This is a genomic window from Achromobacter sp. ESBL13 (assembly GCF_036668755.1).
In the GTDB taxonomy this organism is placed as follows: Bacteria; Pseudomonadota; Gammaproteobacteria; order Burkholderiales; family Burkholderiaceae_B; genus Achromobacter.
This window is the reverse complement of the sequence record NZ_JAZEVT010000001.1, coordinates 1,092,377-1,114,522: the sequence shown is the minus strand read 5'-3', so window position 1 is coordinate 1,114,522 and position 22,146 is coordinate 1,092,377. Positions and strand designations below refer to the sequence as shown.

The 22,146-nt window shown below is 67.2% G+C and carries 17 protein-coding genes; 7 read left to right on the top strand and 10 right to left on the bottom strand.

Annotation, left to right across the window (positions count from 1 at the left end):
* Positions 1-4 precede the first annotated feature (4 nt).
* Genes V6F88_RS05065 through V6F88_RS05045 form a run of 5 tightly spaced genes read right to left on the bottom strand, consistent with a single transcriptional unit; the run spans position 5 to position 4,901 of the window.
* Positions 5-1,663: an MFS transporter gene (locus V6F88_RS05065; RefSeq protein ID WP_332608261.1), complete on the bottom strand. Its 1,659-nt coding sequence runs from the start codon at positions 1,661-1,663 to the stop codon at positions 5-7.
* Positions 1,650-2,060, bottom strand: coding sequence for a DoxX family protein (locus tag V6F88_RS05060; protein ID WP_332608260.1), 411 nt, complete (start codon positions 2,058-2,060; stop codon positions 1,650-1,652). Before V6F88_RS05060 ends, V6F88_RS05065 begins: the two co-directional genes overlap by 14 nt.
* The gene (locus tag V6F88_RS05055; RefSeq protein ID WP_332608259.1) at positions 2,057-3,946 is read right to left on the bottom strand and encodes an amidohydrolase; all 1,890 of its coding nucleotides are present in this window, start codon (positions 3,944-3,946) and stop codon (positions 2,057-2,059) included. Before V6F88_RS05055 ends, V6F88_RS05060 begins: the two co-directional genes overlap by 4 nt.
* Entirely contained in the window at positions 3,939-4,235 is a 297-nt protein-coding gene (locus V6F88_RS05050) for a XapX domain-containing protein (RefSeq protein WP_046807071.1), read from the bottom strand. Before V6F88_RS05050 ends, V6F88_RS05055 begins: the two co-directional genes overlap by 8 nt.
* A 12-nt stretch (positions 4,236-4,247) precedes the next feature.
* Positions 4,248-4,901: a hydrolase gene (locus V6F88_RS05045; protein ID WP_332608258.1), complete on the bottom strand. Its 654-nt coding sequence runs from the start codon at positions 4,899-4,901 to the stop codon at positions 4,248-4,250.
* Positions 4,902-5,446: 545 nt separating this feature from the next.
* Here V6F88_RS05045 and V6F88_RS05040 point away from each other — a divergent pair.
* From V6F88_RS05040 to V6F88_RS05010, 7 genes are all read left to right on the top strand, one after another.
* Positions 5,447-6,262, top strand: coding sequence for a transglutaminase family protein (locus tag V6F88_RS05040; RefSeq protein WP_332608257.1), 816 nt, complete (start codon positions 5,447-5,449; stop codon positions 6,260-6,262).
* Positions 6,263-6,347: 85 nt separating this feature from the next.
* Positions 6,348-9,641 carry a transglutaminase family protein gene (locus V6F88_RS05035; RefSeq protein ID WP_332608256.1) on the top strand — a complete coding sequence of 1,098 codons (3,294 nt, stop codon included), beginning with the start codon at positions 6,348-6,350 and terminating at the stop codon, positions 9,639-9,641.
* Between the two features lie 50 nt (positions 9,642-9,691).
* On the top strand, positions 9,692-12,283 hold the full coding sequence (locus V6F88_RS05030; RefSeq protein ID WP_332608255.1) for a circularly permuted type 2 ATP-grasp protein: 2,592 nt from the start codon (positions 9,692-9,694) through the stop codon (positions 12,281-12,283).
* Between the two features lie 18 nt (positions 12,284-12,301).
* Positions 12,302-13,222 carry a transglutaminase family protein gene (locus V6F88_RS05025; protein ID WP_332608254.1) on the top strand — a complete coding sequence of 307 codons (921 nt, stop codon included), beginning with the start codon at positions 12,302-12,304 and terminating at the stop codon, positions 13,220-13,222.
* Positions 13,219-14,361 (top strand): zinc-binding metallopeptidase family protein, encoded by a 1,143-nt coding sequence (locus tag V6F88_RS05020; protein ID WP_332608253.1) that lies wholly within the window; start codon positions 13,219-13,221, stop codon positions 14,359-14,361. The genes V6F88_RS05025 and V6F88_RS05020 overlap by 4 nt, the downstream gene beginning before the upstream one ends.
* A 108-nt stretch (positions 14,362-14,469) precedes the next feature.
* Entirely contained in the window at positions 14,470-14,616 is a 147-nt protein-coding gene (locus V6F88_RS05015; RefSeq protein ID WP_332608252.1) for a hypothetical protein, read from the top strand.
* On the top strand, positions 14,613-15,350 hold the full coding sequence (locus V6F88_RS05010) for a 4'-phosphopantetheinyl transferase family protein (protein WP_332608251.1): 738 nt from the start codon (positions 14,613-14,615) through the stop codon (positions 15,348-15,350). Before V6F88_RS05015 ends, V6F88_RS05010 begins: the two co-directional genes overlap by 4 nt.
* A gap of 44 nt (positions 15,351-15,394) precedes the next feature.
* Here V6F88_RS05010 and V6F88_RS05005 read toward each other — a convergent pair whose 3' ends face one another.
* Genes V6F88_RS05005 through V6F88_RS04985 form a run of 5 tightly spaced genes read right to left on the bottom strand, consistent with a single transcriptional unit; the run spans position 15,395 to position 22,146 of the window.
* Positions 15,395-16,894: an aldehyde dehydrogenase gene (locus V6F88_RS05005; RefSeq protein WP_332608250.1), complete on the bottom strand. Its 1,500-nt coding sequence runs from the start codon at positions 16,892-16,894 to the stop codon at positions 15,395-15,397.
* A complete protein-coding gene (locus V6F88_RS05000; protein WP_332608249.1) occupies positions 16,891-18,186 on the bottom strand; it encodes a Zn-dependent hydrolase in 1,296 nt (431 codons plus the stop codon). The genes V6F88_RS05005 and V6F88_RS05000 overlap by 4 nt, the downstream gene beginning before the upstream one ends.
* A gap of 14 nt (positions 18,187-18,200) precedes the next feature.
* A complete protein-coding gene (locus tag V6F88_RS04995; RefSeq protein ID WP_332608248.1) occupies positions 18,201-19,940 on the bottom strand; it encodes a thiamine pyrophosphate-binding protein in 1,740 nt (579 codons plus the stop codon).
* Complete coding sequence (locus V6F88_RS04990) at positions 19,937-20,866, bottom strand: HpcH/HpaI aldolase/citrate lyase family protein (RefSeq protein ID WP_332608247.1); 930 nt, start codon at positions 20,864-20,866, stop codon at positions 19,937-19,939. The genes V6F88_RS04995 and V6F88_RS04990 overlap by 4 nt, the downstream gene beginning before the upstream one ends.
* Complete coding sequence (locus V6F88_RS04985; RefSeq protein WP_332608246.1) at positions 20,863-22,146, bottom strand: TRAP transporter large permease; 1,284 nt, start codon at positions 22,144-22,146, stop codon at positions 20,863-20,865. Before V6F88_RS04985 ends, V6F88_RS04990 begins: the two co-directional genes overlap by 4 nt.

The following is a 22,146-nucleotide window of genomic DNA, read 5'->3' as shown; positions in this document are numbered from 1 at the left end:
GGCCTTATCCGGCTTCCGTACTGCCCCCGGCTTCCGACGCGCCCCCTGACTTACCCTGCCGCAAGTCCAGCGCCAGGAAGTGATGCACCACCGGCTTTTCCGGACCGATATGAAAGCGCTGGGCTTCGCCTTGCAAGTCGGCATCGGCCTGCGACACGCGTTGATGCTGGCGCAGATGTTCCGCCCACGATTCCACCAGGAACCATTCCTGCACACGTTCGGGTTCGCCCGTGTGCTCGGCCACGCCCCAGGCATAGGCGCCATCGCGCCGCCTTTCTTCGGCTACCGACTTGAGCGCGGCCAGGAACGCGGGGCGATCCTGCACGCGGATGCGGTATTCGATCTGCACCATGACCGGTCCGCGGTCGTGTTCCACCGGGGTGTCCAGCAGGGGCTCGGGCCAATGGTTGGACGGGTCCAGATTGGCTTCGCCCTGCGGCAGGCGCATGCGGTGCAGCAGCACGCCCGCCACCAGCAGACCCGCGGCGCCAGCCAGCAAGGTCGCCGGCACGCCGATCTCTTGCGCCAACAAACCCCAACCCAGGCTGCCCGCCGCCATCGCGCCGTTAAAGACCATCAGGTAGATGGCCAACCCACGGCCGCGCACCCAGTTGGGCAGGATGGCCTGTGCCACGCCGTTGAACGTCGTCAGCGCCACGATCCAGCCCATGCCCAGCAGCAACAGCAGCAGCACGGCGGCCCATTGCGGCGGCGCGAACGACAGCGCCGCCATCACGGCGGCGGCCACGACGGCGGCTGCCAGCACCAGGCCGTCCGTGTTCAGGCGCGCGCGCAGGCGCGGCAACACCACGGCGCCCAGAATCGCGCCCACGCCCACCGCGCCCAGCAGCACGCCATAAAAGCCGGCGCTGCCGCCCAACATGCGGCGCGCCACCAGCGGCAGCAACGCCCACACTGAACTAGCAAAGATGAAGAACACGGCCGCGCGCAGCAACACCACGTGCAGCTCGCGGCTGGCGCGCGCAAAGCGCACGCCCGCGCGGAAGGCGCCGAAGAACTGCTCCGACAAGCCGTCGTCCACTTTCTTGGGCCGCTTCCACCAGATCAGTGCACCGATCACGAACACGTAGCTCAACACGTCCGCGCCATAGGCGGCGGCCGCGCCGAACGCGGCCAGCAGCAAGCCGCCCACGGCCGGGCCCAACGCGCGGGCGATGTTGATGCCCAGCGAGTTCAAGCCCACGGCGGTTTTCAGTTCGGCCTTGGGCACCAGTTCCGGCACGATGGCCTGCCAGGTGGGCCCCATCAGTGCCGTGCCCACGCCGCCCAGAAAGGTCAGGGCGATCAAGGTTTCGACGGTCAGCGTGTTGGTCTTGGCCATCATCAGCAGGGTGAAGCTGACGCAGGCCAGCAGCACCTGGATGATGATCAGGAAGCGCCGCCGGTCCAGGATGTCGGACAGCACGCCGGCCGGAATGGCCAGCAGGAACACCGGCAAGGTGGCCGCCGTCTGCATCATGGCGACGGCGGCGGGGTTGGTGGACAGGTCGGTGACCAGCCAGGCGCTGGCCACGTCGCGCATGAAGCTGCCGATGTTGCCCAGGATGGTGGCGCCCCACAGCACGGCGAACAGCGTGTGCTTCAAGGGCGCCATGCCGCCCACGGCGGCGGCGGGCGGGGTGATGCGGTCAGGTCCGGCCATGCAGGCGCTCCGTCAGGTCGTGCCAGGCGACCAGGACGAATGCCCCGGCCAGCCCCAAGTGTTCATAGAACGCGTTCATTGTCATGAAGCGCGCGTCGGCGGGGGCTTCCCAGTAGCGGTTGGCCATCAGCGCCGCCACGGCGGTGAACAGCGCCAGCGCCAGCGCGCCCAGCCAGCGCAGCCGCCCGGACAGGATCAGGGCGCTGGCGCCCAGTTCCAGCACGATAACGGCGACGGCGGCCGGCGCGGCGGGTTGCAGGCCAAAATGCGCCATCTCGGCCTGCGCGCCCGCAAAGTCCAGCAGCTTGACCAGGCCGCCCTGGATATAGGCGCCGCAAAGCGCCAGCAGGGCCAGCCAGCGCACCGCCTTCGAGGTCAGCGGACGGGGCACGGTCATACCGCCCAGCACGCGCAACCCAGCGCGCCCCAGAAGCCTTTCAGGTCCGACACGGGCAGCTTGCTGGCCCAGGCGCCCGCATGCTGGTGGCCGTGCACATTGCAGTCGTTCGCGCAGGCGCAGCCGGCGGCCGCTTCGCGCAGCGAGGTCTGCAAGGGCTTGCCTTCGGTGTCTGCCCAGGCGCCGTAGCCGCCGAACAGACGCGTGGGCGACCAGTCGGGCATGGCGGGCGGGGGCGCCGCGTCGTCATGGGCCGAGAATTCGCCCGCGCCCCACACCACCTTGCCGCCCACCACGGTAAGCAGGCTGCTGGTGTCGGCGATATCGGATTCCGGGCACGCGAAGAAGTCGCGGTCGGGCACCACCAGATCGGCCAATTGGCCCACGGCGATGCGGCCTTTCTTGCCTTGTTCGTTCGAGAACCAGGTGACGTTCTCCGTCCACATGCGCAGCGCGGCGTCGCGGTCCAGGCAGTTGCGTTGCGGCGTCAGGCGCATGCCGCCCACGGTCTTGCCGGTGATCAGCCAGGACAGCGACACCCACGGGTTGTAGGACGCGACGCGCGTGGCGTCCGTGCCGGCCGACACGTTGACGCCTTTCTCCAGCATGCGCTTGACGGGCGGGGTGGCCTCGGCCGCGCCGGCGCCGTAGCGTTCAACAAAGTACTCGCCCTGGTAGGCCATGCGATGCTGCACGGCCACGCCGCCGCCCAGCGCCGCGATGCGGTCGATGGACTTTTCGGAAATGGTTTCCGCGTGGTCAAAGAACCAGTTCAGCCCGGCCAGCGGCACGTCGCGGTTGACGCGTTCAAACACGTCCAGCGATCGGCTGATGGTTTCGTCATAGGTGGCGTGCATGCGCCACGGCCAGCGGTTCTGCGCCAGGATGCGCACCACTTCTTCCAATTCGCCTTCCATCTCGGGCCCCATCTCGGGGCGCGGCTGGCGGAAGTCTTCGAAGTCGGCGGCCGAGAACACCAGCATTTCGCCCGCGCCGTTGTGGCGGAAGTAGTCGGTGCCTTGCTTGTATTGCGACGTGGCCGTCCAGTTCAGGAAGTCTTCTTTTTCCTGCTTGGGCTTTTGCGTGAACAGGTTGTAGGCCAGGCGGATCGTCAGCTGGTTGGCGTCGGCCAGTTGCTGGATGACCTGGTAGTCCTCGGGGTAGTTCTGAAAACCGCCGCCCGCGTCGATGGCGCCGGTGACGCCCAGGCGGTTCAGTTCGCGCATGAAGTGGCGGGTGGAGTTGACCTGGTATTCCAGCGGCAGCTTGGGGCCCTTGGCCAAGGTGGCGTACAGGATCGACGCGTTGGGCTTGGCCAGCAGCAGGCCGGTGGGGTTGCCGGCGGCATCGCGGACGATTTCGCCGCCCGGCGGGGCGGGCGTGGTCTTGTCGTAGCCCACCGCGCGCAAGGCAGCGGCGTTCAGCAGCGCGCGGTCGTACAGATGCAGAATGAACACGGGCGTATCGGGCGCCACGGCGTTCAGTTCGTCGATGGTGGGCAAGCGCTTTTCGGCGAACTGGTGCTCGGTGAAGCCGCCCACCACGCGCACCCACTGCGGGGCGGGGGTAATGGCGACCTGGCGGCGCAGCATGGCCATGGCGTCGGACAGGCTGCGTACGCCGTCCCAGCGCAATTCCATGTTGTAGTTCAGGCCACCGCGGATGATGTGCAGGTGGTTGTCGATCAGGCCCGGCAGCACGCCGCGTCCGTTCAGCGCGATCACCCGGGTTGCGGGGCCGGCCAGCGGCAGGATGTCGGCGGCGGCGCCCACGCGCGTGAAGCGGCCTTCGCGGATGGCGACGGCGTCGGCCACGGGGTTGGCGGGGTCCAGCGTGGTGAAGCGACCCTGGTGCAGGATCAGGTCGGGGGCTTGGGTGTCAACCATGGCGCTTGTCTCCACATGCATCGGCGGTTGTTTCAGAGGGGGCGGACGCCTTGGGGCAGCTGGGCAGTTCGCCGAACATATGCGGCTTGACCTGCTCGTGCAGCCAGGACGTGCGCGTGGCCGGTTCGGCCATCATGCGCTTGACCAGCGGGGGAATCTGTTCGCCCGCCAGAATGCCCAGAAGGCCTACCAATGCAATGACCGGTGGCGCGGGCGAGCGCACGTTGAACAGCGCGTAGATCACGCCGACCAAAAGGCCAAGCGCCAGCGAAACAAGGTAGACCTTCATGGGCGGCTCCTATCAGGCTTCGTGCGCGTTGAACATGGACTTGGCGTAGAGGATGCCCAGGCCATAGGCGCCGCCAAACTTCTTGGCGATGCCGGTGGTCATTTCGTAGCTGTCGGTGCGGGCCCAGTCACGCTGCATTTCCAGCAGGTATTGCAACGCGGTGATCGGCTGGCCGCCGGCTTGCACGATGCGTTCGATGGCGCGGTTGTGCGCTTCCACGGACACGTCGCCGCAGGCGTCGGTGATCACATAGACTTCAAAGCCCTGGTCCAGCGCCGACAGGGCCGGGCCGACGATGCACACGCTGGTCCACAAGCCGGCCAGCACGATGCGCTTCTTGCCGATTTCGTTGACCTGCTTGATGACGGCGGCGTCTTCCCAGGTGTTCATGGACGTGCGGTCCAGCAGGGCCTGGCCGGGGAACGGCGCGGTGACTTCGTCGAACATCGGGCCCGAAAAGCTCTTTTCGGCAACGGTGGTCAGGATGGTGGACGCCTTGAAACCGGCGGCGGCGTGCGCCACCAGCGCGGCGTTGTTGCGCAGCGTGACGGCGTCGATGGAATGGGTGGCAAATGCCATTTGCGACTGGAAGTCGATCATGATCAACGTGTGGTCCTGCGGGGACAACAGCTTGGCGCCGGGTTTGGCGAAGGCGGTAACGGACATGGTGTGGCTCCTTGGATGCCGTTTGGAAACCCCCGCAATGTGCCTGCGTCATGTGGCGATGTATTGAACGATTGTCCGGCGCTTTGAAGATTGTGACTGCCCATGCCCCGGCGTTCCGGCGTCCCCACGCCTTGGCGCTCCGGTACCCGTGCCTTGTTGTGCGCGGAACAATTTTGCAATGGCTTGTAAAAAAGACGCGCGGGGTCGCAGCGGTCATCGCACTGGTTTGGTGCCCGGTGCCGGATATCGGGCATGGCCGCGCGTCATTGCGTGCGCCGTGGCCGGCTGCGGGCAGGATTTCACGGGCGTCATCCCGTTGCCCGGGCGCGCGCAACGCGGCTGTCCCGCTGGCACACATGTTGCTTGGTCATTGCATGGTTATGGCTTTTTCATGGCTTGCGCATGGCCTGTTCATCGCTTGCGTATTGCTGATTTATTTCATTGGCTTGTTGCTACGATCGACCGTCGTGCCCCGCCGGTAAACAGCATACGGGCAGGGTGCGCCGCCCGGACGAGACCAGCGTGACCGCAGTGTGGAGATTTTCATGAAGCATCTCATCAAGCACGTGACCCGCTATCGCTATGCCGCCCCGGTCAACTACACCATCCAGACGCTGCGGCTGACGCCCCGGCGCGACGACCACCAACATGCCTTGCGATGGCAGATCCAGACGCCGGGCGAAATCCAGCCGCAGGTGGACGCGTACGGCAACGTCACGCACACGTTGACGCTGCACCGCACCCATAGCGAAATCGAGATTCATGCGGTGGGGCAGGTCGACATCCATCCGCTGGCGCAGGGCCGCGTGGGCGATGAAGACGAACGCCTGCCGGTCTACATCTACGGCGTGCCCACCGCGCTGACCCAATGCGACGATTCCATCCGCGCGTTCTGCCGGCGCGTGCTGCCGCGCGGCGTGCACAGCGCCGACGACGTGCTGATGCTTAGCGCCGCGATCCGCGAACACGTGGCGGTTCAGCCCGGGCTGGGCGGCCCTGCCATGACGGCCCCGCAGGTGCTGGCGGCGCGGCGCGGCGGCAGCCAGGACCAGACCCATCTGCTGTTGGCCTGCGTGCGCGCCATGGGCACGCCGGGCCGCTTTGTCAGCGGCTATTGGCACGAAGCCGGCGACGACGCCGCCAGCCATGGCTGGGCCGATGTCTGGCTGGCCGGGCACGGCTGGGTCAGCGTGGACGTCAGCCACGCGGCGTTTGCCTCCGACGGCCATTGCCGCCTGGCGGTTGGGCGCGATTACGAATCTGCCTCGCCCGTGCGCTGGTTGCACGGCACGGCGGCTACGCTGTCGATGGACGTATCGGTACAGGTGCAGGTGCAGGTGCAGGTGCAGTCAAGCCACTGATTCTTTCAATTTTCCATTTGCTACCCCGCGTTTGCCACCCGCGCCCCCATAATCCAAGACGGCCACCGCCGACCCGGAGAAGGCTTTGACGATCCACGTAGCGCTCAAGCACGTCACGCAATACAACTATGACCGTCTGGTCAGCCTTTCCGCCCAGGTGCTGCGCCTGCGACCCGCCCCGCATAGCCGCACGCCCATCCTGTCGTACTCGCTGACGGTGGAGCCCGCCGAGCACTTCCTGAACTGGCAGCAGGACCCGTTCGCCAACTACCTGGCGCGGCTGAATTTTCCGAACAAGACGCGCGAATTCAAGATCACTGTGGACCTGGTTGCCGAAATGGCGGTCTACAACCCCTTTGATTTCTTTCTGGAACCCGACGCCGAGGAATTTCCCTTCACCTACGACGATGGGCTGGCGCGCGAACTGGCGCCGTACCTGATCCGCGACGAGGCCACGCCCCGATTCGCGGAATTCCTGTCGCGAGTCGATGTGCGGCGGCAACGCACGGTGGACTTCCTGGTGGCGCTGAACCAGCAGGTGCACAAGGAAATCAGCTACCTGATCCGCATGGAACCCGGCGTGCAGACGCCCGAGGAAACGCTGGCGCGGGCGGCGGGATCGTGCCGCGATTCGGGCTGGCTGCTGGTGCAGGCGCTGCGCCACCTGGGGCTGGCGGCGCGTTTCGTGTCGGGCTACCTGATCCAGCTCAAGCCGGACGTGCGCGCGCTGGACGGCCCCAGCGGCGCGCAGACCGACTTCACGGATCTGCATGCGTGGTGCGAAGTCTATCTGCCGGGCGCCGGCTGGATCGGGCTGGATCCTACCTCCGGGCTGCTGGCCGGCGAAGGCCACATTCCGCTGGCCGCCACGCCCGAACCCGGCAGCGCCGCTCCCGTGACGGGCGCGGTCGACGAGGCCGAGGTGGAATTCACGCACACCATGTCCGTCACGCGCGTGTTCGAATCGCCGCGCGTCACCAAGCCATATAGCGACGAGCAATGGCGCGCCATCCTGGACCTGGGCGACAAGATCGACGACCGGCTGGACCAGATGGACGTGCGCCTGACGATGGGGGGCGAGCCCACCTTCGTCTCGGTGTCCGACCGCGAGGGCGCGGAATGGAACACCGCCGCGCTCGGCCCCACCAAGCGCGGCTATGCGCTGGAACTCTTGAACCGCTTGCGCACGCGCTACGGCGGCAACGGCTTTGTGCACCTGGGGCAGGGCAAATGGTATCCGGGCGAACAATTGCCGCGCTGGGCGCTGTCGATCTATTGGCGCGCCGATGGGCAAGCATGCTGGGACGACCCGACGCTGTTCGCCGACGAGCGCCAGCGCAGCGCGTACACGGTGGCGGACGCCAAGCGCTTCGTCACGCGGCTGTGCGAGCGGCTGGAAGTGGACGCACGCCACGTCGTGCCGGGCTACGAGGACGTCTTCTACTACCTGTGGCGCGAACGGCGGCTGCCGGCCAACGTGGACCCGTTCGATTCCCGGTTGGACGATGAAATGGAACGCGCGCGCCTGCGCCGCGTGTTCGAGCAGAAGCTGGACAGCATCGTCGGCTATGCGCTGCCGATCCAGGCGGGCGAGGGCGGGCCGTGGGTGTCCGGCCCCTGGTTCCTGCGCGACGAACGCATGTACCTGTTTCCCGGCGATTCGCCGATGGGCTTGCGCCTGCCGCTGGACTCGCTGCCCTGGGCGGCCGAGGCCGATGCACCGGTGGTCACGGAACGCGACCCCTTCGATACCCGCCGTTCGCTGCCGGGGCCGACGCAGTTGGTGGCGCAGAGTCAGCGTAATGGCGCGTCCGCGGCACCGGGCGCGCACCCGCCCGCCAAGTTCGAATCCGCCGCCAACCTGACCCGCACCGCCATGTGCGTGGAAACGCGCAGCGGCATCCTGTATGTGTTCATGCCGCCCTTGCCGCGCCTGGAAGACTATCTGGCGCTGGTGGCGCAGGTGGAGGGCACGGCGCGCGATCTGGGCGTGAAGATTGTGCTGGAAGGCTACCCGCCGCCGCGCGATCCCCGCTTGAAGGTGCTGGCGGTTACGCCGGACCCCGGCGTCATCGAGGTCAACATCCACCCGGCCGCCAATTGGGCCGAACTGGTGGACCACACCGAATTCCTGTACGAAACCGCCTTCGAGACGCGGCTGTCCACCGAAAAATTCATGGCCGACGGGCGCCACACCGGCACCGGCGGCGGCAACCACTTCGTGCTGGGCGGCGCCACGCCGGCCGACAGCCCGTTCCTGCGCCGCCCCGACGTGCTGGCCAGCCTGTTGGCGTACTGGGTCAATCATCCGTCGTTGTCGTACCTGTTTTCCGGGCTGTTCATCGGCCCCACCAGCCAGGCGCCCCGCATCGACGAGGCGCGCAACGATCAGGTCTACGAGCTTGAACTGGCATTTCAGGAAATCCACCGGCGCTGCGCCGAACAGGGCGAACAGGTGCCGCCCTGGATGATCGACCGCGCGCTGCGCAACATCCTGGTCGACGTGACGGGCAACACGCACCGCTCGGAATTCTGCATCGACAAGCTGTATTCGCCCGACAGCGCCACCGGCCGGCTGGGTTTGCTGGAACTGCGCGCCTTTGAAATGCCGCCGCATGCGCGCATGAGCCTGGCGCAGCAGCTGCTGCTGCGCGGCCTGGTGGCCCATTTCTGGAAATCGCCCTATACCGCGCGCCTGACACGCTGGGGCACCGAGCTGCATGACCGCTTCCTGCTGCCTACCTTTGTGAAAATGGACTTCGAGGACGTGCTGTCCGATCTGAACGAGGCGGGGTACGGGTTTGACGCCGCATGGTTCGCGCCGCATTTCGAGTTCCGCTTTCCGCTGTTCGGCGACGTGGCGGCGCGCGGCATCCACCTGGAACTGCGCGGCGCGCTGGAACCCTGGCACGTGATGGGCGAAGAGGGCTCGTCCGCGGGCACGGTGCGCTACGTGGATTCGTCGTTGGAACGGGTGGAAATCCGGGTATCGGGCTTGAACGACAACCGCTATGTTGTCACGGTCAATGGCCGCGCGCTGCCCTTGCAGCCGACCGGCCGGGTAGGCGAGTACGTGGCGGGCGTGCGCTACAAGGCATGGTCGCCGCCGTCGGCGCTGCATCCGACGATACCGGTGCATGTGCCTTTGACGGTGGATATTGTCGATACCTGGAATCAACGCTCATTAGGGGGCTGCAAATACCATGTCGCGCATCCGGGCGGGCTGAATCCGGAATCGTTCCCGGTCAATTCCTACGAGGCCGAGAGCCGGCGCCTGGCCCGTTTCGAGAAAATCGGGCACACGCCGGGCCGCATGGACGTGGCGCCGGCGCAAGTGGGCCGTGAATTTCCGTTCTCGCTGGATTTAAGGCACGATTGACCCCTTGTTGGAATTTGAACCCCGGCGCCCCCGTCGCCTTTTGAAGCCCCATGCCGCAATTTCTTTTTCAGACCGATCCGTCGCAGGATGTCGCATCCCTGGCGGTTCATGCGGCGCTGCCCGCGCGGCCTGGGCACTATGACGAACTGCGCGCGCCGCCCGATGCGTCGGGCGCGACGCGGCTGCGCGAACCGTGGCCCCAATTCTTCGAGCTTCTGGGCACCAGCGGCTTTGCCGACCTGGACCGGCGCGTGGACGTGGTGGCGCGGCAAATCCGCGAAAACGGCATCACCTACAACATCTACGCCGAAGCCAATGGGTCGGCGCGGCCGTGGTCGCTGGACCTTTTGCCCTTTGTCATCAACGACACCGACTGGGCGGCCATCGAACAGGGGGTATGCCAACGCGCCGGCCTGTTGAACCGCGTGCTTGCCGACGTCTACGGCCCGCAAACCCTGCTGGCCGACAAGCTGATACCGCCCGCGCTGGTGTTCGGCCATCCGGGTTATCTGCGGCCCTTGCGCGGCTACCAGCCGCCAGGCGGCACCTACCTGCACATCGCCGCGTTCGATCTGGCGCGCGCCGCCGATGGCGGCTGGTGGGTGGTGTCGCAACGCACACAGGCGCCATCCGGGTTGGGGTATCTGCTGGAAAACCGGCTGACCATTTCGGGCATGTTCCCCGAGGCGTTCAAGCAGTTGCGCGTGCAGCATCTGGCCACCAGCTACCGGCGGCTGATGGACATGCTGTACAAGCTGAGCCCGGGCGGGCTGCCGGCGCATACGCCGCCGCGCATCGTGCTGCTGACCCCGGGGCCGTACAACGAAACCTATTTCGAACAGACGTATCTGGCGCGCTATCTGGGCGTGACGCTGGTCGAAGGCGGCGACCTGGTCGTGCGCGACAAGATGCTTTACCTGAAAACGCTGCACGGGCTGGAACGCGTGCACGCGGTGCTGCGCCGCCTGGACGACGATTTTTGCGACCCGCTTGAGCTGCGGTCGGATTCCACGCTGGGCGTGCCGGGGCTGTTGCAGGTGATGCGCGCGGGCAATGTGCTGGTGGCCAATTCGCTGGGCGCGAGCTTTCTGGAGTCGCCCGCGATCAACGGCTTTTTGCCCGCCATCAGCCGCCGCCTGTTCGATGCCGATCTGCTGTTGCCGTCGTTGCCTTCGTGGTGGTGCGGCGAGGCCGCCGCGCGCGAACAGGCGTTGGCGAATCTGCCGGGCATGGTCATCAAATCCACCTACCCCAGCAATATGCGGGGGGGCTTCGAACCCGTCATCGGCGGCGCCGTGCCGCCGTCCGACACCGCCGCGCTGCATGCGCGCATCGCCGACAACCCCGACGCCTATACCGTTCAAGAATATCTGCCGCTGTCACAGGCGCCCAGCTGGAGCGCGGGCCACATCGTGCCGCGCGCGGCGATGCTGCGCGTGTTCGTCATCGCCGATGGCGAGGGCGGTTGGAACGTGCTGCCGGGCGGCCTGACGCGCATCGCCAGCCGCGAACAGCAGATTGTGTCGATGCAGCGCGGCGGCAGCAGCATGGACACCTGGGTCACCACGCGCGGCGCGGTCGATATGTTCTCGATGCTGCCCGTGCAATTGCGGCTGGAGGACATTGCCCCCGCGCATCGCCCCGTGTCCAGCCGCGCCGCCGAAAACCTGTTCTGGATGGGCCGCTACACCGAACGCGCGGAAAACGATGTGCGCCTGGCCACGGTGGCGCTGACCTGGCTGAACAGCGATGAAGACAATGCCGGCGAACTGTTCGCCGCCGTCGACACGCTGTGCCGTCGCAGCGGGCTGGTGCCCGCCGCGCCCACCTTGTCGGCGCGCATGTTTGAATCCACGCTGGTGGCCCATCTGGTCAGCGACGACGCGCAGGGCGGCGTGGCGCGCAACCTTGGGGCGCTGGCCTTTGCCGCCGGCCAGATCCGTGACCGCCTTTCGCCCGAGCATTGGCGGCTGGTGGTGACGGCGCATGAATGGTTCATGCGCATGGCGTCGGCGGGCAAGGGGCGCGATACCGCCGCGGCGGTGCCCGCGCCCGTTTCCGCGCCGGACGTGCTGCGCGGCTTGCGCAACCTGGGCATGCAGCTGTCGGCAATCACGGGTTCGCAAACCGACCGCATGACGCGCGACGACGGCTGGCGCCTGTTGACTATCGGCCGGCAGATCGAACGCCTGGCCGCCATGGCCGGTTTGCTGGGCGAACTGTTCCGCCGCAACGCGGTGCTGGGCGATAGCGGCTTGAACATGCTGCTGGACCTGTTCGACAGCAAGATCACATATCGCGCCTATTACCCTGGCCGCCAGGAAGTGCCCGCGTTGCTGAACCTGCTGGTGCAAGAGCCCGCCAACCCGCGTTCGCTGACCTGTGTGCTGAGCGTGTTGCGCAAAGAGCTGGCGCGGCTGCCCGATACCGTGGCGGGGCCGGGCAGGGATCTGGTGAACCTGCTGCCGGCGGAAGGCGTGGGCGTGTCGTTGGCGGATTTATGCCAACAGACCCAGGGCCTGTACGCGGGCGTGCTGACGTTGTGCACGCAACTGGAACTGGCCGCCAGCGCCTTGTCCAACGAGATCAGCCTGCGGTATTTCAGCCATGCGGCCGGCCATGACCAAACGCTTACCGCGTAACTTGCGAGGCATGCCGACATGAACGGGGTGACGCTGATCGTCGACCACGAAACCGCGTATCGCTACGATTCGCCGGTGGAACTGGCCCACCATTTGGGCTATCTGCGCCCCTTGAACGATGCGTGGCAGGTGCTTGAGGCTTACGCGCTGGAGGTCACGCCCGTGCCGCCCGGCATCACCGAGGCGGTGGATGGCTTTGGCAACACGCGCTGCACCTTCGCGCTGTACGCGCCGCACGAGGCGCTGACGGTGCGCGCCACCAGCCGCGTTACGGTCCATCCGCGCTTGCATGCGCTGGACGCAGCGCTGGGTTTGCCCTGGGAGGCCGCCGCCCAGCGCCTGCGTTACGACCCGGCCTTGCCCTACGCGCCCGAGGTCGAATTCACCTTCGCGTCTCCCTATATACCGATGCATGCCGAGCTTCGGGCATACGGCTTGCTGTCGTTCACCCCGGGCCGCCCGGTGGCCGAGGCCGCGCTGGACCTGATGCACCGCATCCACGCGGATTTCACCTACCGGCCCGCGCACACTCAGGTGTCCACGCCGGTGCTTGATGCGTTCCAGGAACGTATCGGCGTATGCCAGGATTTTGCGCATGTGATGATCGGCTGCCTGCGCGCGCTGGGTTTGCCGGCGCGTTATGTCAGTGGCTACCTGATGTCGCAACCGCCGCCCGGCAAACCGCGCCTGATCGGCGCCGACGCCTCGCACGCCTGGGTGTCGGTGCACTGCGCGGGGGTGGACATCAATGGGGGCTGGATCGACCTGGACCCCACCAACGACGTGGTGCCGGGCACGGCGCACGTGGTGCTGGCGCATGGCCGCGACTACGGCGACGTCACTCCCTTGCGCGGCGTGATCCGGGGCGGCGGCCATGAATTGAATGTGCGCGTAACCGTCGCGCCCATAGACGAGTTTCCGACAGGGACTGATGCATGAGCTATTTCTTCGACGCGATCAACCGCCAACTGCGCGCCCCGAAACGCCAGCGCGTGCGGCATGCGCGCGCGAAGGCCTTTCAGTGCGTGTGCGGGCAGCCCGTTTTCTTCAGCAATACCGAATGCCTGAACTGCCACCGACAGCTGGGGTTTGACCCGAAGCGCGGCCACGTGATCGCGCTGGACGACGCGCCGGGCGGCATCCTGCGTGAATCGGGCAAGGTGCGCGGCAAAACGTACAAGCGCTGCGGCAACTTCAGCCTGCCGGCGCTGTGCAACTGGCTGGTGCCCGCGCAGTCGCCCGACACGCTGTGCCTGGCCTGTAACCTGAACCGCACCATCCCGGATCTTTCCGTACCGGAAAACGGCCCGCTGTGGTTCAAGGTTGAGGCCGCCAAGCGCCAGATGATTGCGCAGATCATGACGCTGGGCCTGCCGATCCGGCGCTCGGTGGCCCCTGACGACGGCGGCCTGGCGTTCGACCTGCTGGCGCCCGTTGACGATGGCACCCCCTTGCTGACCGGCCACGCGCAAGGGCTTATCACCATCAACATCCGCGAGGCCGACGACGCCTACCGGGTGAAAGTGCGTGAAGACATGCACGAGCCGTACCGCACCCTGCTGGGCCACTTTCGCCACGAGATTGGCCACTATTACTGGGACCAGCTGATTTCGCCCGGCCCGTGGCTGGAACCGTTCCGGCAGGTCTTCGGCGACGAGCGCGCCGACTACGGCGAGGCCCTGCAACGCAACTACGAACAAGGCCCGCCCGCCGATTGGGAACTGCACTACATCAGCACCTATGCGTCGTGCCACCCATGGGAAGACTGGGCCGAAACCTGGGCGCACTACCTGCACATGATGGACACGCTGGACACCGCGATCAGCTTCGGCGTCACGCGTACCGCCGTCGAACAGTCCTACGAGCCCTTCACCAAAGAAGCCCTGTATGACCCCGAAGACCCGGACGGCCAGGCGTTCCTGGACCTGGTCAACGCCTGGGTCGCCCTGACCGGCGTCCTGAACGAGCTGGCCCGCAGCATGGGCCAACGCGACTTCTACCCCTTCGTCCTGCCCGCCGAGGTGATCGGCAAGCTTCAGTTCGTGCACCGGGTGGTGAAGGGCGCTTCGGCGGGGTGAGAGGGCGGTGGGCGCGGAAAGTAAGAGGCAAACGAAGCGGAAAACGAAGCGGAAAATGAAGCGGAAAATGAAGCGGCAAATGAAGCGGCAAATGAAGCGGCAAAAAACATGGCCCGCATGCTGGCTCTGGACTCGATGAAAGCGAAGATCAGCGCGGTCGTGCAGGTGGAAACCGCGCATGGCCGTTTGCGGAAAGAAGCCGCCTTGCCGATCTTGCTGCCCGCCCTGTATGGCGGGGTGGATGACGCTCCGTGACCGGACTGCACCAAGCGCTACGCCTGCCCGACTGGGTGTGCATGGCGTCCATGCCCGTTGCCCAGGCGGCGGAGCACCTGCTTGCCGCCGTGGGCGATGAGGCCTTGGCGTGGCGCCAGGCAACCTTGGCGATGAGCCCCGGGCGGCGCGCCGAGTTCGTGGCGGGTCGGGTGTGTGCGTGGCGGGCGTTGCAAGAGGCGGGGGCGAAGAGGGTGGGGGCGAAGAAGGCGGGGGCGACGGATCAGGGGCCGGTGTTGCCGGTGGACCAGCGTTTGCCGGTGTGGCCGGCGGGGTGGTTGGGCAGCATCAGCCATAGCGGGGCGTGGGCGGTTGCGGCGGTGGCTTCGGCAGCGCGGTGCCAGGCGCTGGGGCTGGACTTGCAGGACTTGATTGCCCCGCAAACCGTGGTGGACGTGCAGCCACTGGTGGCAACCGAGCGCGAACTTGCCCGCATGGCGGCGCACTTGGATCGCGGGCATGCGCTGACCTTGTTGTTTTCCGCCAAGGAAGCGCTGTACAAGGCGCTGTATCCGCGCCTGCGCAGGTTCCAGGATTTCGATGCCGCCGAACTCACGGCGATGCGCGCGAGCAGGGCAGAAGTGACGCTGACCCTGACCCGCGATTGGGATGACGCGGAGTGGCGGGCCGGGCAGGCGCTAAGCGTGCGCTACGCCTGGGTGGCCGACGGCGTGCTGACAGCCTGCTGCGTGGCGGCGCGTGGGGCCGGCGCCTAGGGCTGAGTGCCCGCGACGACCTCAGCCCGGCCCCGACCCGCCATTCACACCGTCAGACTGATCCAGGTCGTCTTCAAGTCCGAATACTTGTCCAGCGCGTGCAGGGACTTGTCCCGGCCCGACCCCGATTGCTTGACTCCGCCGAACGGCACCGTGATGTCGCCATCGGCGTAGCAGTTGACCCAGACCAGGCCGGCGCGCAGGCGGCGCGACAAGCGATGCGCGCGCGACAGGTTGGCCGTCCACAAGCCCGCTCCCAGTCCATAGACCGAGTCGTTGGCCAGCGCAATCGCTTCGTCTTCGGTGCCGAAACGTTGCGCCGCCAGCACCGGGCCGAAGATCTCTTCGCGGACCAAGGCGGAATCCTGGCGCGCGCAATCGAAGATGGTCGGTTCGATGTAGTAGCCGCCCGTGTCGCTGCGCGCCTGCTTGCCGCCGATGCGCAAGGTGGCGCCTTCGGACTGGCCGGCGGCGATGCGGGCCAGCACCCCCTGCATCTGGCGTTCGTCCACCATGGCGCCCATGGCGGTGGCCGGGTCCAGCGGGTCGCCCGGCTGCAAGGTGGCCGCAAAGGCGGCGACTTTGTCCATGAAGGCGTCGTAGATGCCGTCCTGCACGTACAGGCGCGAGCCGGCGATGCACACTTCGCCCTGGTTCGAGAAGATGGCCAGCGCGGCGGCTTGCGCGGCGCGGTCCAGGTCGGGGCAGTCGTCAAACACGATGTGGGGCGACTTGCCGCCACATTCCAGCCATACGCGCTTCAAATTCGATTCGCCCGCATAGCTCATGAAGCGCTTGCCCGTGGCGGTGGACCCGGTGAACGCCACGCAGTCCACGTCCGGGTGGCGGCCCAGCGCCTGCCCGGCCACCGCGCCCAGCCCCGGCACCACGTTGAAGACGCCGGCGGGAATGCCGGCTTGTTCCGCCAGCGCCGCCAGCCGGATGGCCGACAGCGAGGCCTGTTCGGCCGGCTTCAGGATGACGCTGTTGCCCGCCGCCAACGCGGGCGCGACCTTCCAGGCGGCCATCATCAGCGGGTAGTTCCACGGCACCACGGCGGCGACCACGCCCAGCGCTTCGCGCGTGATGGTGGCTAGCGCGTCCGGGCCGGTCGGGGCGATCTCGTCATAGATTTTGTCGATGGCTTCGGCGTACCACGCATAGCAGCGCGCGGTTTCCGGCACGTCGAAAGCCAGCGCGTCGCGGATGGGCTTGCCCATGTCCAGCGTTTCCAGCAGCGCCAGTTCTTCGGTGTGTTCGTCGATCAGGCGGGCCAGGCGCAGCAGGCGTTCCTTGCGTTGGCGCGGGGCCAGCTGGCTCCAGACGCCGGCTTCGAAGGCGCGGCGCGCGGCGGCCACGGCGCGGTCCACGTCGGCCTGGCCGCAGGCGGCCACGTCGGCCAGGCGGCGGCCATCGATGGGGCTGGAGGCGGCAAACGTGGCGCCGTCGGCGGCGTCGCAGTAGGCGCCGTCGATGTAAGCGCGGCCGTCGATGCGCAGCGTGGCGGCGCGGTCATGCCAATAGGCGCGATCGTGTTGGCTCATGCGGGTTCTCCGGAATGAAGGCGGTGCGGGGTGGTGGAGGCGGGGGCCGTATCGGTGTGCGCGTTGGCGCGCGCGACCATGGCGTCCAGCAGCACGTTGCAGCCCGCTTCCAGGTCGGCGGGCTTGGCGTCTTCGATTTCGTTGTGGCTTACGCCGTCCTTGCAGGGCACGAAGATCATGGCGGTGGGCGTGACGCCGGCCATGTAGACGGCGTCGTGACCGGCGCCGGTGACGATATCCATGGCGGCCAGGCCACGGCGCGTGGCGCCGTCGCGCACCTTGGCGACCAGGTCCGGGTCGAAGGGGGTGGGCGGGAAATACTGCACCTGCTTCACGTCCACGGTGACGCCATGGCGTTCGGCGACGTCGGTGCAGGCGGCCAGCCAGCGCGCGTCCATCTGCGTCAGCGTGGCTTCGTCTTCATGGCGCAGGTCCACGGTGAAGCGCACCTGGCCGGGGATGACATTGCGCGAGCCCGGATGCGCGTGGATCTCGCCAACCGTGCCGCGCCCATGCGGCTGGTTGTCGTTGGCGATGCCGATCACCGCCTGCAACAGAAAGGTGGCCGCGTACAGTGCGTCGCGGCGGATGGGCATGGGCGTGGGGCCCGCGTGCATTTCCATGCCGGTGATCACCACGTCGTACCAGCGCACGCCCAGCGACCCGGTCACCACGCCGACCACTTTGTCTTCATGTTCCAGGATGGGGCCTTGTTCGATGTGCGCCTCGAAGTACGCGCCGACCGGTCGGCCACCCACGGGGTCCGCGCCCGCGTAGCCGATGGCGGCCAGTTCGTCGGCCACGGACTTGCCGTCGTGGTCGCGCGCATTCAGCGCCACTTCCAGTGGGAATTTTCCGGCGAACACGCCGGAGCCCATCATCACGGGCAGAAAGCGCGAGCCTTCTTCGTTGGTCCAGATGGCCACTTCCAGCGGGGCCTCGGTGATGACGCCATGGTCGTTCAGGCTGCGCATGACTTCCAGCCCGGCCAGCACGCCGTAGCAGCCGTCGAACTTGCCGCCGGTGGGCTGCGTGTCGATGTGGCTGCCGGTCATGACCGGCGGCAGGTCATTGTTGCGGCCGGCGCGGCGGGCAAAGATGTTGCCCACCTGGTCCACACGCAGCGTCATGCCGGCCTCGCGCATCCAGCCGGTGACCAGGTCGCGGCCCTGGCCGTCCAGCGCGGTCAGCGCCAGCCGGCAGTTGCCGCCCTTGGGGGTGGCGCCGATCCGCGCCAGGTCCATCAGCGACTGCCACAGCCGCTGTCCGTTGATCGAAATCGTGCTTGTCATGGGTTCACGTCCTGTCAATGATCGTTATTGGCGGGGTTGGCGGGGGCGTTGCCGCGCGCGATGCGGGCTTGCGCGGCTTCGCGGATGCCCATCAGCGTTTCGCCCGGGGCAATGCCGTTGGCGTCGTAGCGGATTTCCAGCAGCGCGGGCAGGCTTTCCTTGTCGGCAAAGGCCAGCGCGCGTTCGAACGCGGGTCCGAAATCTTCCGTGGTCTCCACGGCTTCCCCGTAGCCGCCATAGCCCCGGATGATCTGCGTGAAGTCGGGGTTTTCAAAGCCCAGCGCAATCGTGCGGGCGGGGAATTCGCGTTCCTGGTGGGCGCGGATGGTGCCCCAGATGCTGTTGTTGAACACCAGCACGACCACGCCCAGCTTGTACTGCAAGGCCACGCCCAGTTCCTGCATGTTCATCTGAAAGCAGCCGTCGCCCGCATAGCACACCACGGTGCGAGCGCGGTCTTCCAGCTTGGCCGAAATAGCGGCGGGCAAGCCATAGCCCATCGACCCGACCGTGGGCGTCAGGCTGGTGCCCGGGCCGGTGTAGCGGCGATAGCGGTGCGGATACAGCGCGTAGTTGCCCGCGCCCACGGTGATGCAGGCGTTGGGGGGCAGGTGCGCGTCCACATAGGCGGCGGCCGCGTCCAGGCTCATCGGGCCGGGCGCGGGCAGCGGGGTCAGGCTGTCCACCAGTTGCTGATGCGCGATGCGCACGGCGTCGCCGCGCGGCTTGGTATGGCCGGGCGCCCGGTCCGCCACGCTGGCGGCAAAGCTGGCCACATCGGCCACGATGGCCTGCGTGGGCGAAAACACGCGACCCAGTTCGGCGGCGTCGGGGTAGACGTGGATCAGCTTCTGGCGAGGCAGCGGGCTTTCGATGACGCTATAGCCTTCGGTCGTTGCTTCGCCCAGGCGCGTGCCCACGGCCAGCACCAGGTCGGCGTCCTTCAGGCGCTGGCGCAGTTCGGGCGTCATGGCCCAGCCGACGTGGCCGGCGGCGTTGGGGTGGCGCTGGTCAAAGCACTCCAGGCGGCGCCACGCCGTGCCCACGGGCAACTCGAAGCGTTCGGCAAAGCCGGCAATCTGGTCGATGGCGGTCTGGTGCCATCCGTTGCCGCCCAGCAGCAGGAAGGGGCGTTGGGCGGCGTTCAGCAATTCGGTCATGCGCGCCAGGTCGGCGGCGCCCGGGTGGCTGTGCACGCGCGGGTAGCGTGGCAGGTCCGCCACGCGCGCCGTGCCCCACAGCGTGTCTTCGGGCAGTGCCAGCACCACGGGTCCGGGCCGGCCGCTGGTGGCCACGGCGAAGGCGCGCGAAATGAATTCGGGGATGCGGTCGGTGCGGTCGATCTGCGCCACCCACTTGGCCATTTGCCCGAACATGCGGCGGTAATCGATTTCCTGGAAGGCTTCGCGTTCCATGAAGTCGTTGCCGACCTGACCCACGAACAGGATCATTGGCGTGGAGTCCTGGTAGGCGGTGTGCACGCCGATGCTGGCGTTGGTGGCGCCCGGGCCGCGCGTGACGAAGCAGATGCCGGGTTCGCCCGTCAGCTTGCCATAGGCTTCGGCCATGTACGCCGCGCCGCTTTCCTGGCGGCAGACCACGGGCTCGATGGCGTCGGTGTGTTCGTTCAGCGCGTCGATGCACGGCAGGTAGCTTTCGCCGGGAATCATGAACACGCGGCGCGCGCCATGGATGCGCAGCTGCTGCATCAGGATCTGGCCGCCGTTGCGTTCGGGAAGTGCGGATGACGTCATGCAAGGTCTCCTTGTTGTGGGACGGCCTGCGCGCGGCGCTCGGCGGCCCATCGTTCGAATTGGTCATGGCGCGCCAACAGGCGGCGCGCGGTGTTGTAGGTGGGCGGGTCGATGCGTTCGGCGTCGTGGCGGCCGGCGCGTTGGGCCTCGAAGCGGGCCACGCAGTCGCGCGCGGTGTCCACGTCCGGCGCAGCGGGAGTGAACACCTCGTGGATCAGGGGGACCTGTTCGGCCACCGTGGCGCATTTGGATTTCAGGCCCAGGCGACGCGCCCAGCGCAGGTCCGCTTCCAACGCGGGCAGGTCGCGGTAATTGAACGGGCAGTCGATCGGCACGCAGCCGGCGGCGGTGCAGTCCACCAGGAAGCGGGCGCGCACGGCGTGCAGTTCGATGCCGTCCTTGCCGCGCTCGGCGCCCAGGCTGGCCGTCAGGTCTTCGGCGGCCAGCAGGCAGGCGGACACGCGCGGGCTGGCGGTCAGGATGTCGTAGGCGCGCACCAGCCCCAGCGCCGATTCCAGCGTGGGCACGATCTCGGTGCTGCCGGCGGGCAGGCCCAGTTCGGCTTCCAGCGCCGTGATCGCCTGATCCAGCGCAATGATCTGCGCGGCGCTTTCGGCGTGCGGCAGGAATACCGCAACCGGCGCACCGGGCATCACGCCACGCAGGTCGGCCAGCCCGTCGTCTTCCAGCTTGTTGATGCGCACGGCCGCCACCACGCCTTGCGCGCGGCACGTGGCAAACAAGGCGGCAATGCGCGGCCGGGCAGCGGGCCGTTCGACGGGCGCCGTGAATTCTTCCAGGTCGGCCACCAGCGCGTCCGTGCCGCTTGCCAGGCCCGCGGCCTGCGCGGCGGCGTCCATGCCGGGCACGAACATCCAGCTGCGGCGCAGCGCGGCGGGGCGGCGGAGATATGGGGAAGTAGTCATTGCACGTGCCTCGGCAGGAACAGCACCAGTTCAGGAACAAACGTCAGCAGCAACATCACGGCGGTCATGGCCAGCATCATCCAGGACAGCGGGCGCAGCGTTTGCATCATATTGATGCCGCCGATCTTGCAGGCGGCCATCAGGTCGACCCCGACCGGGGGCGTATTGGCGCCGATGGCCATGTTGATGGACAGCAGGATGCCGAAATGCACCGGGTCGATGTTGTAGTGTGCCAGCACCGGCATCACCACGGGGGCCACGATGATGATGACGGGGATGGCTTCCATGAAGGTGCCCAGCAGCAGCAATACCACCGTCAGCACCAGCAGCACGGCCGTCTTGCTGTCGGTCCAGTCCACCAGCAGCGTGGACAGGGCCTGCGGCACCTGTTCGGCCACCAGCACCCAGGCGAAGAGGCCCGAGGCGCCGATGATCAGCAGGATCGACGCGCTGCTTTCACCGGTGGACTTCAGGTTGTCCCACAGCGATTTCAGGCTAAGCGTGCGGTACCAGAAAAAGCCGATCAGCAGGGCGTAGACAATCGCGCTGGAGGCCGCTTCGGTGGCGGTGAAGATGCCGAAACGGATGCCGCCGATGATCAGCACCGGCACCATCAGCGCGGGCAGCGCATCGATGGCGGCCGCGCGCAGTTCGCCCCAGGAAAACGGCTGGCCGCCCGCCCAGTTGTGCTTGCGCGACTGCCAGATGGCCACGCCGATCAAGGACAGGCCCAGCAGGATGCCGGGGATGATGCCCGCCACGAACAGCTTGCCCACCGACGTGTCGGTGATGGTGCCGTAGACGATCAGCACGATGCTGGGCGGGATGATGGTGGACGTGGCACCCGCGCTGCCCACCAGCGCGCAAGAAAAACCCTTGTCGTAGCCGCTGCGCGCCATGGCGGGCAACAGCAGGCTGCCGATGGCGACCACGTCGGCCACGCCCGAGCCCGATAGCGCGCCGAACATCAGGCAGGCCAGCACGGCCACCACGGCCAGGCCGCCCTTGATGTCGCCGACGATGGCGGCGCACAGGCGCACGATGCGTTGCGTCAGGCCGGCACCGTTCATTAGTTGCGCGGCCAGGATGAATAGCGGGATCGCCAGCAGGGTGAAGCTGTCCAGCCCCACCACGTACTGCTGCGCCGCGACCATCATGGGCGCCGAGTCATACACGGCCAGGTAGGCCAGGCACGACAGCACCAGGCCGAATGCAATGGGCATGTCGATCAACACCGTGATCGTGAACACGCCCATCAAAAAGAGAGCACCCGAAGACAT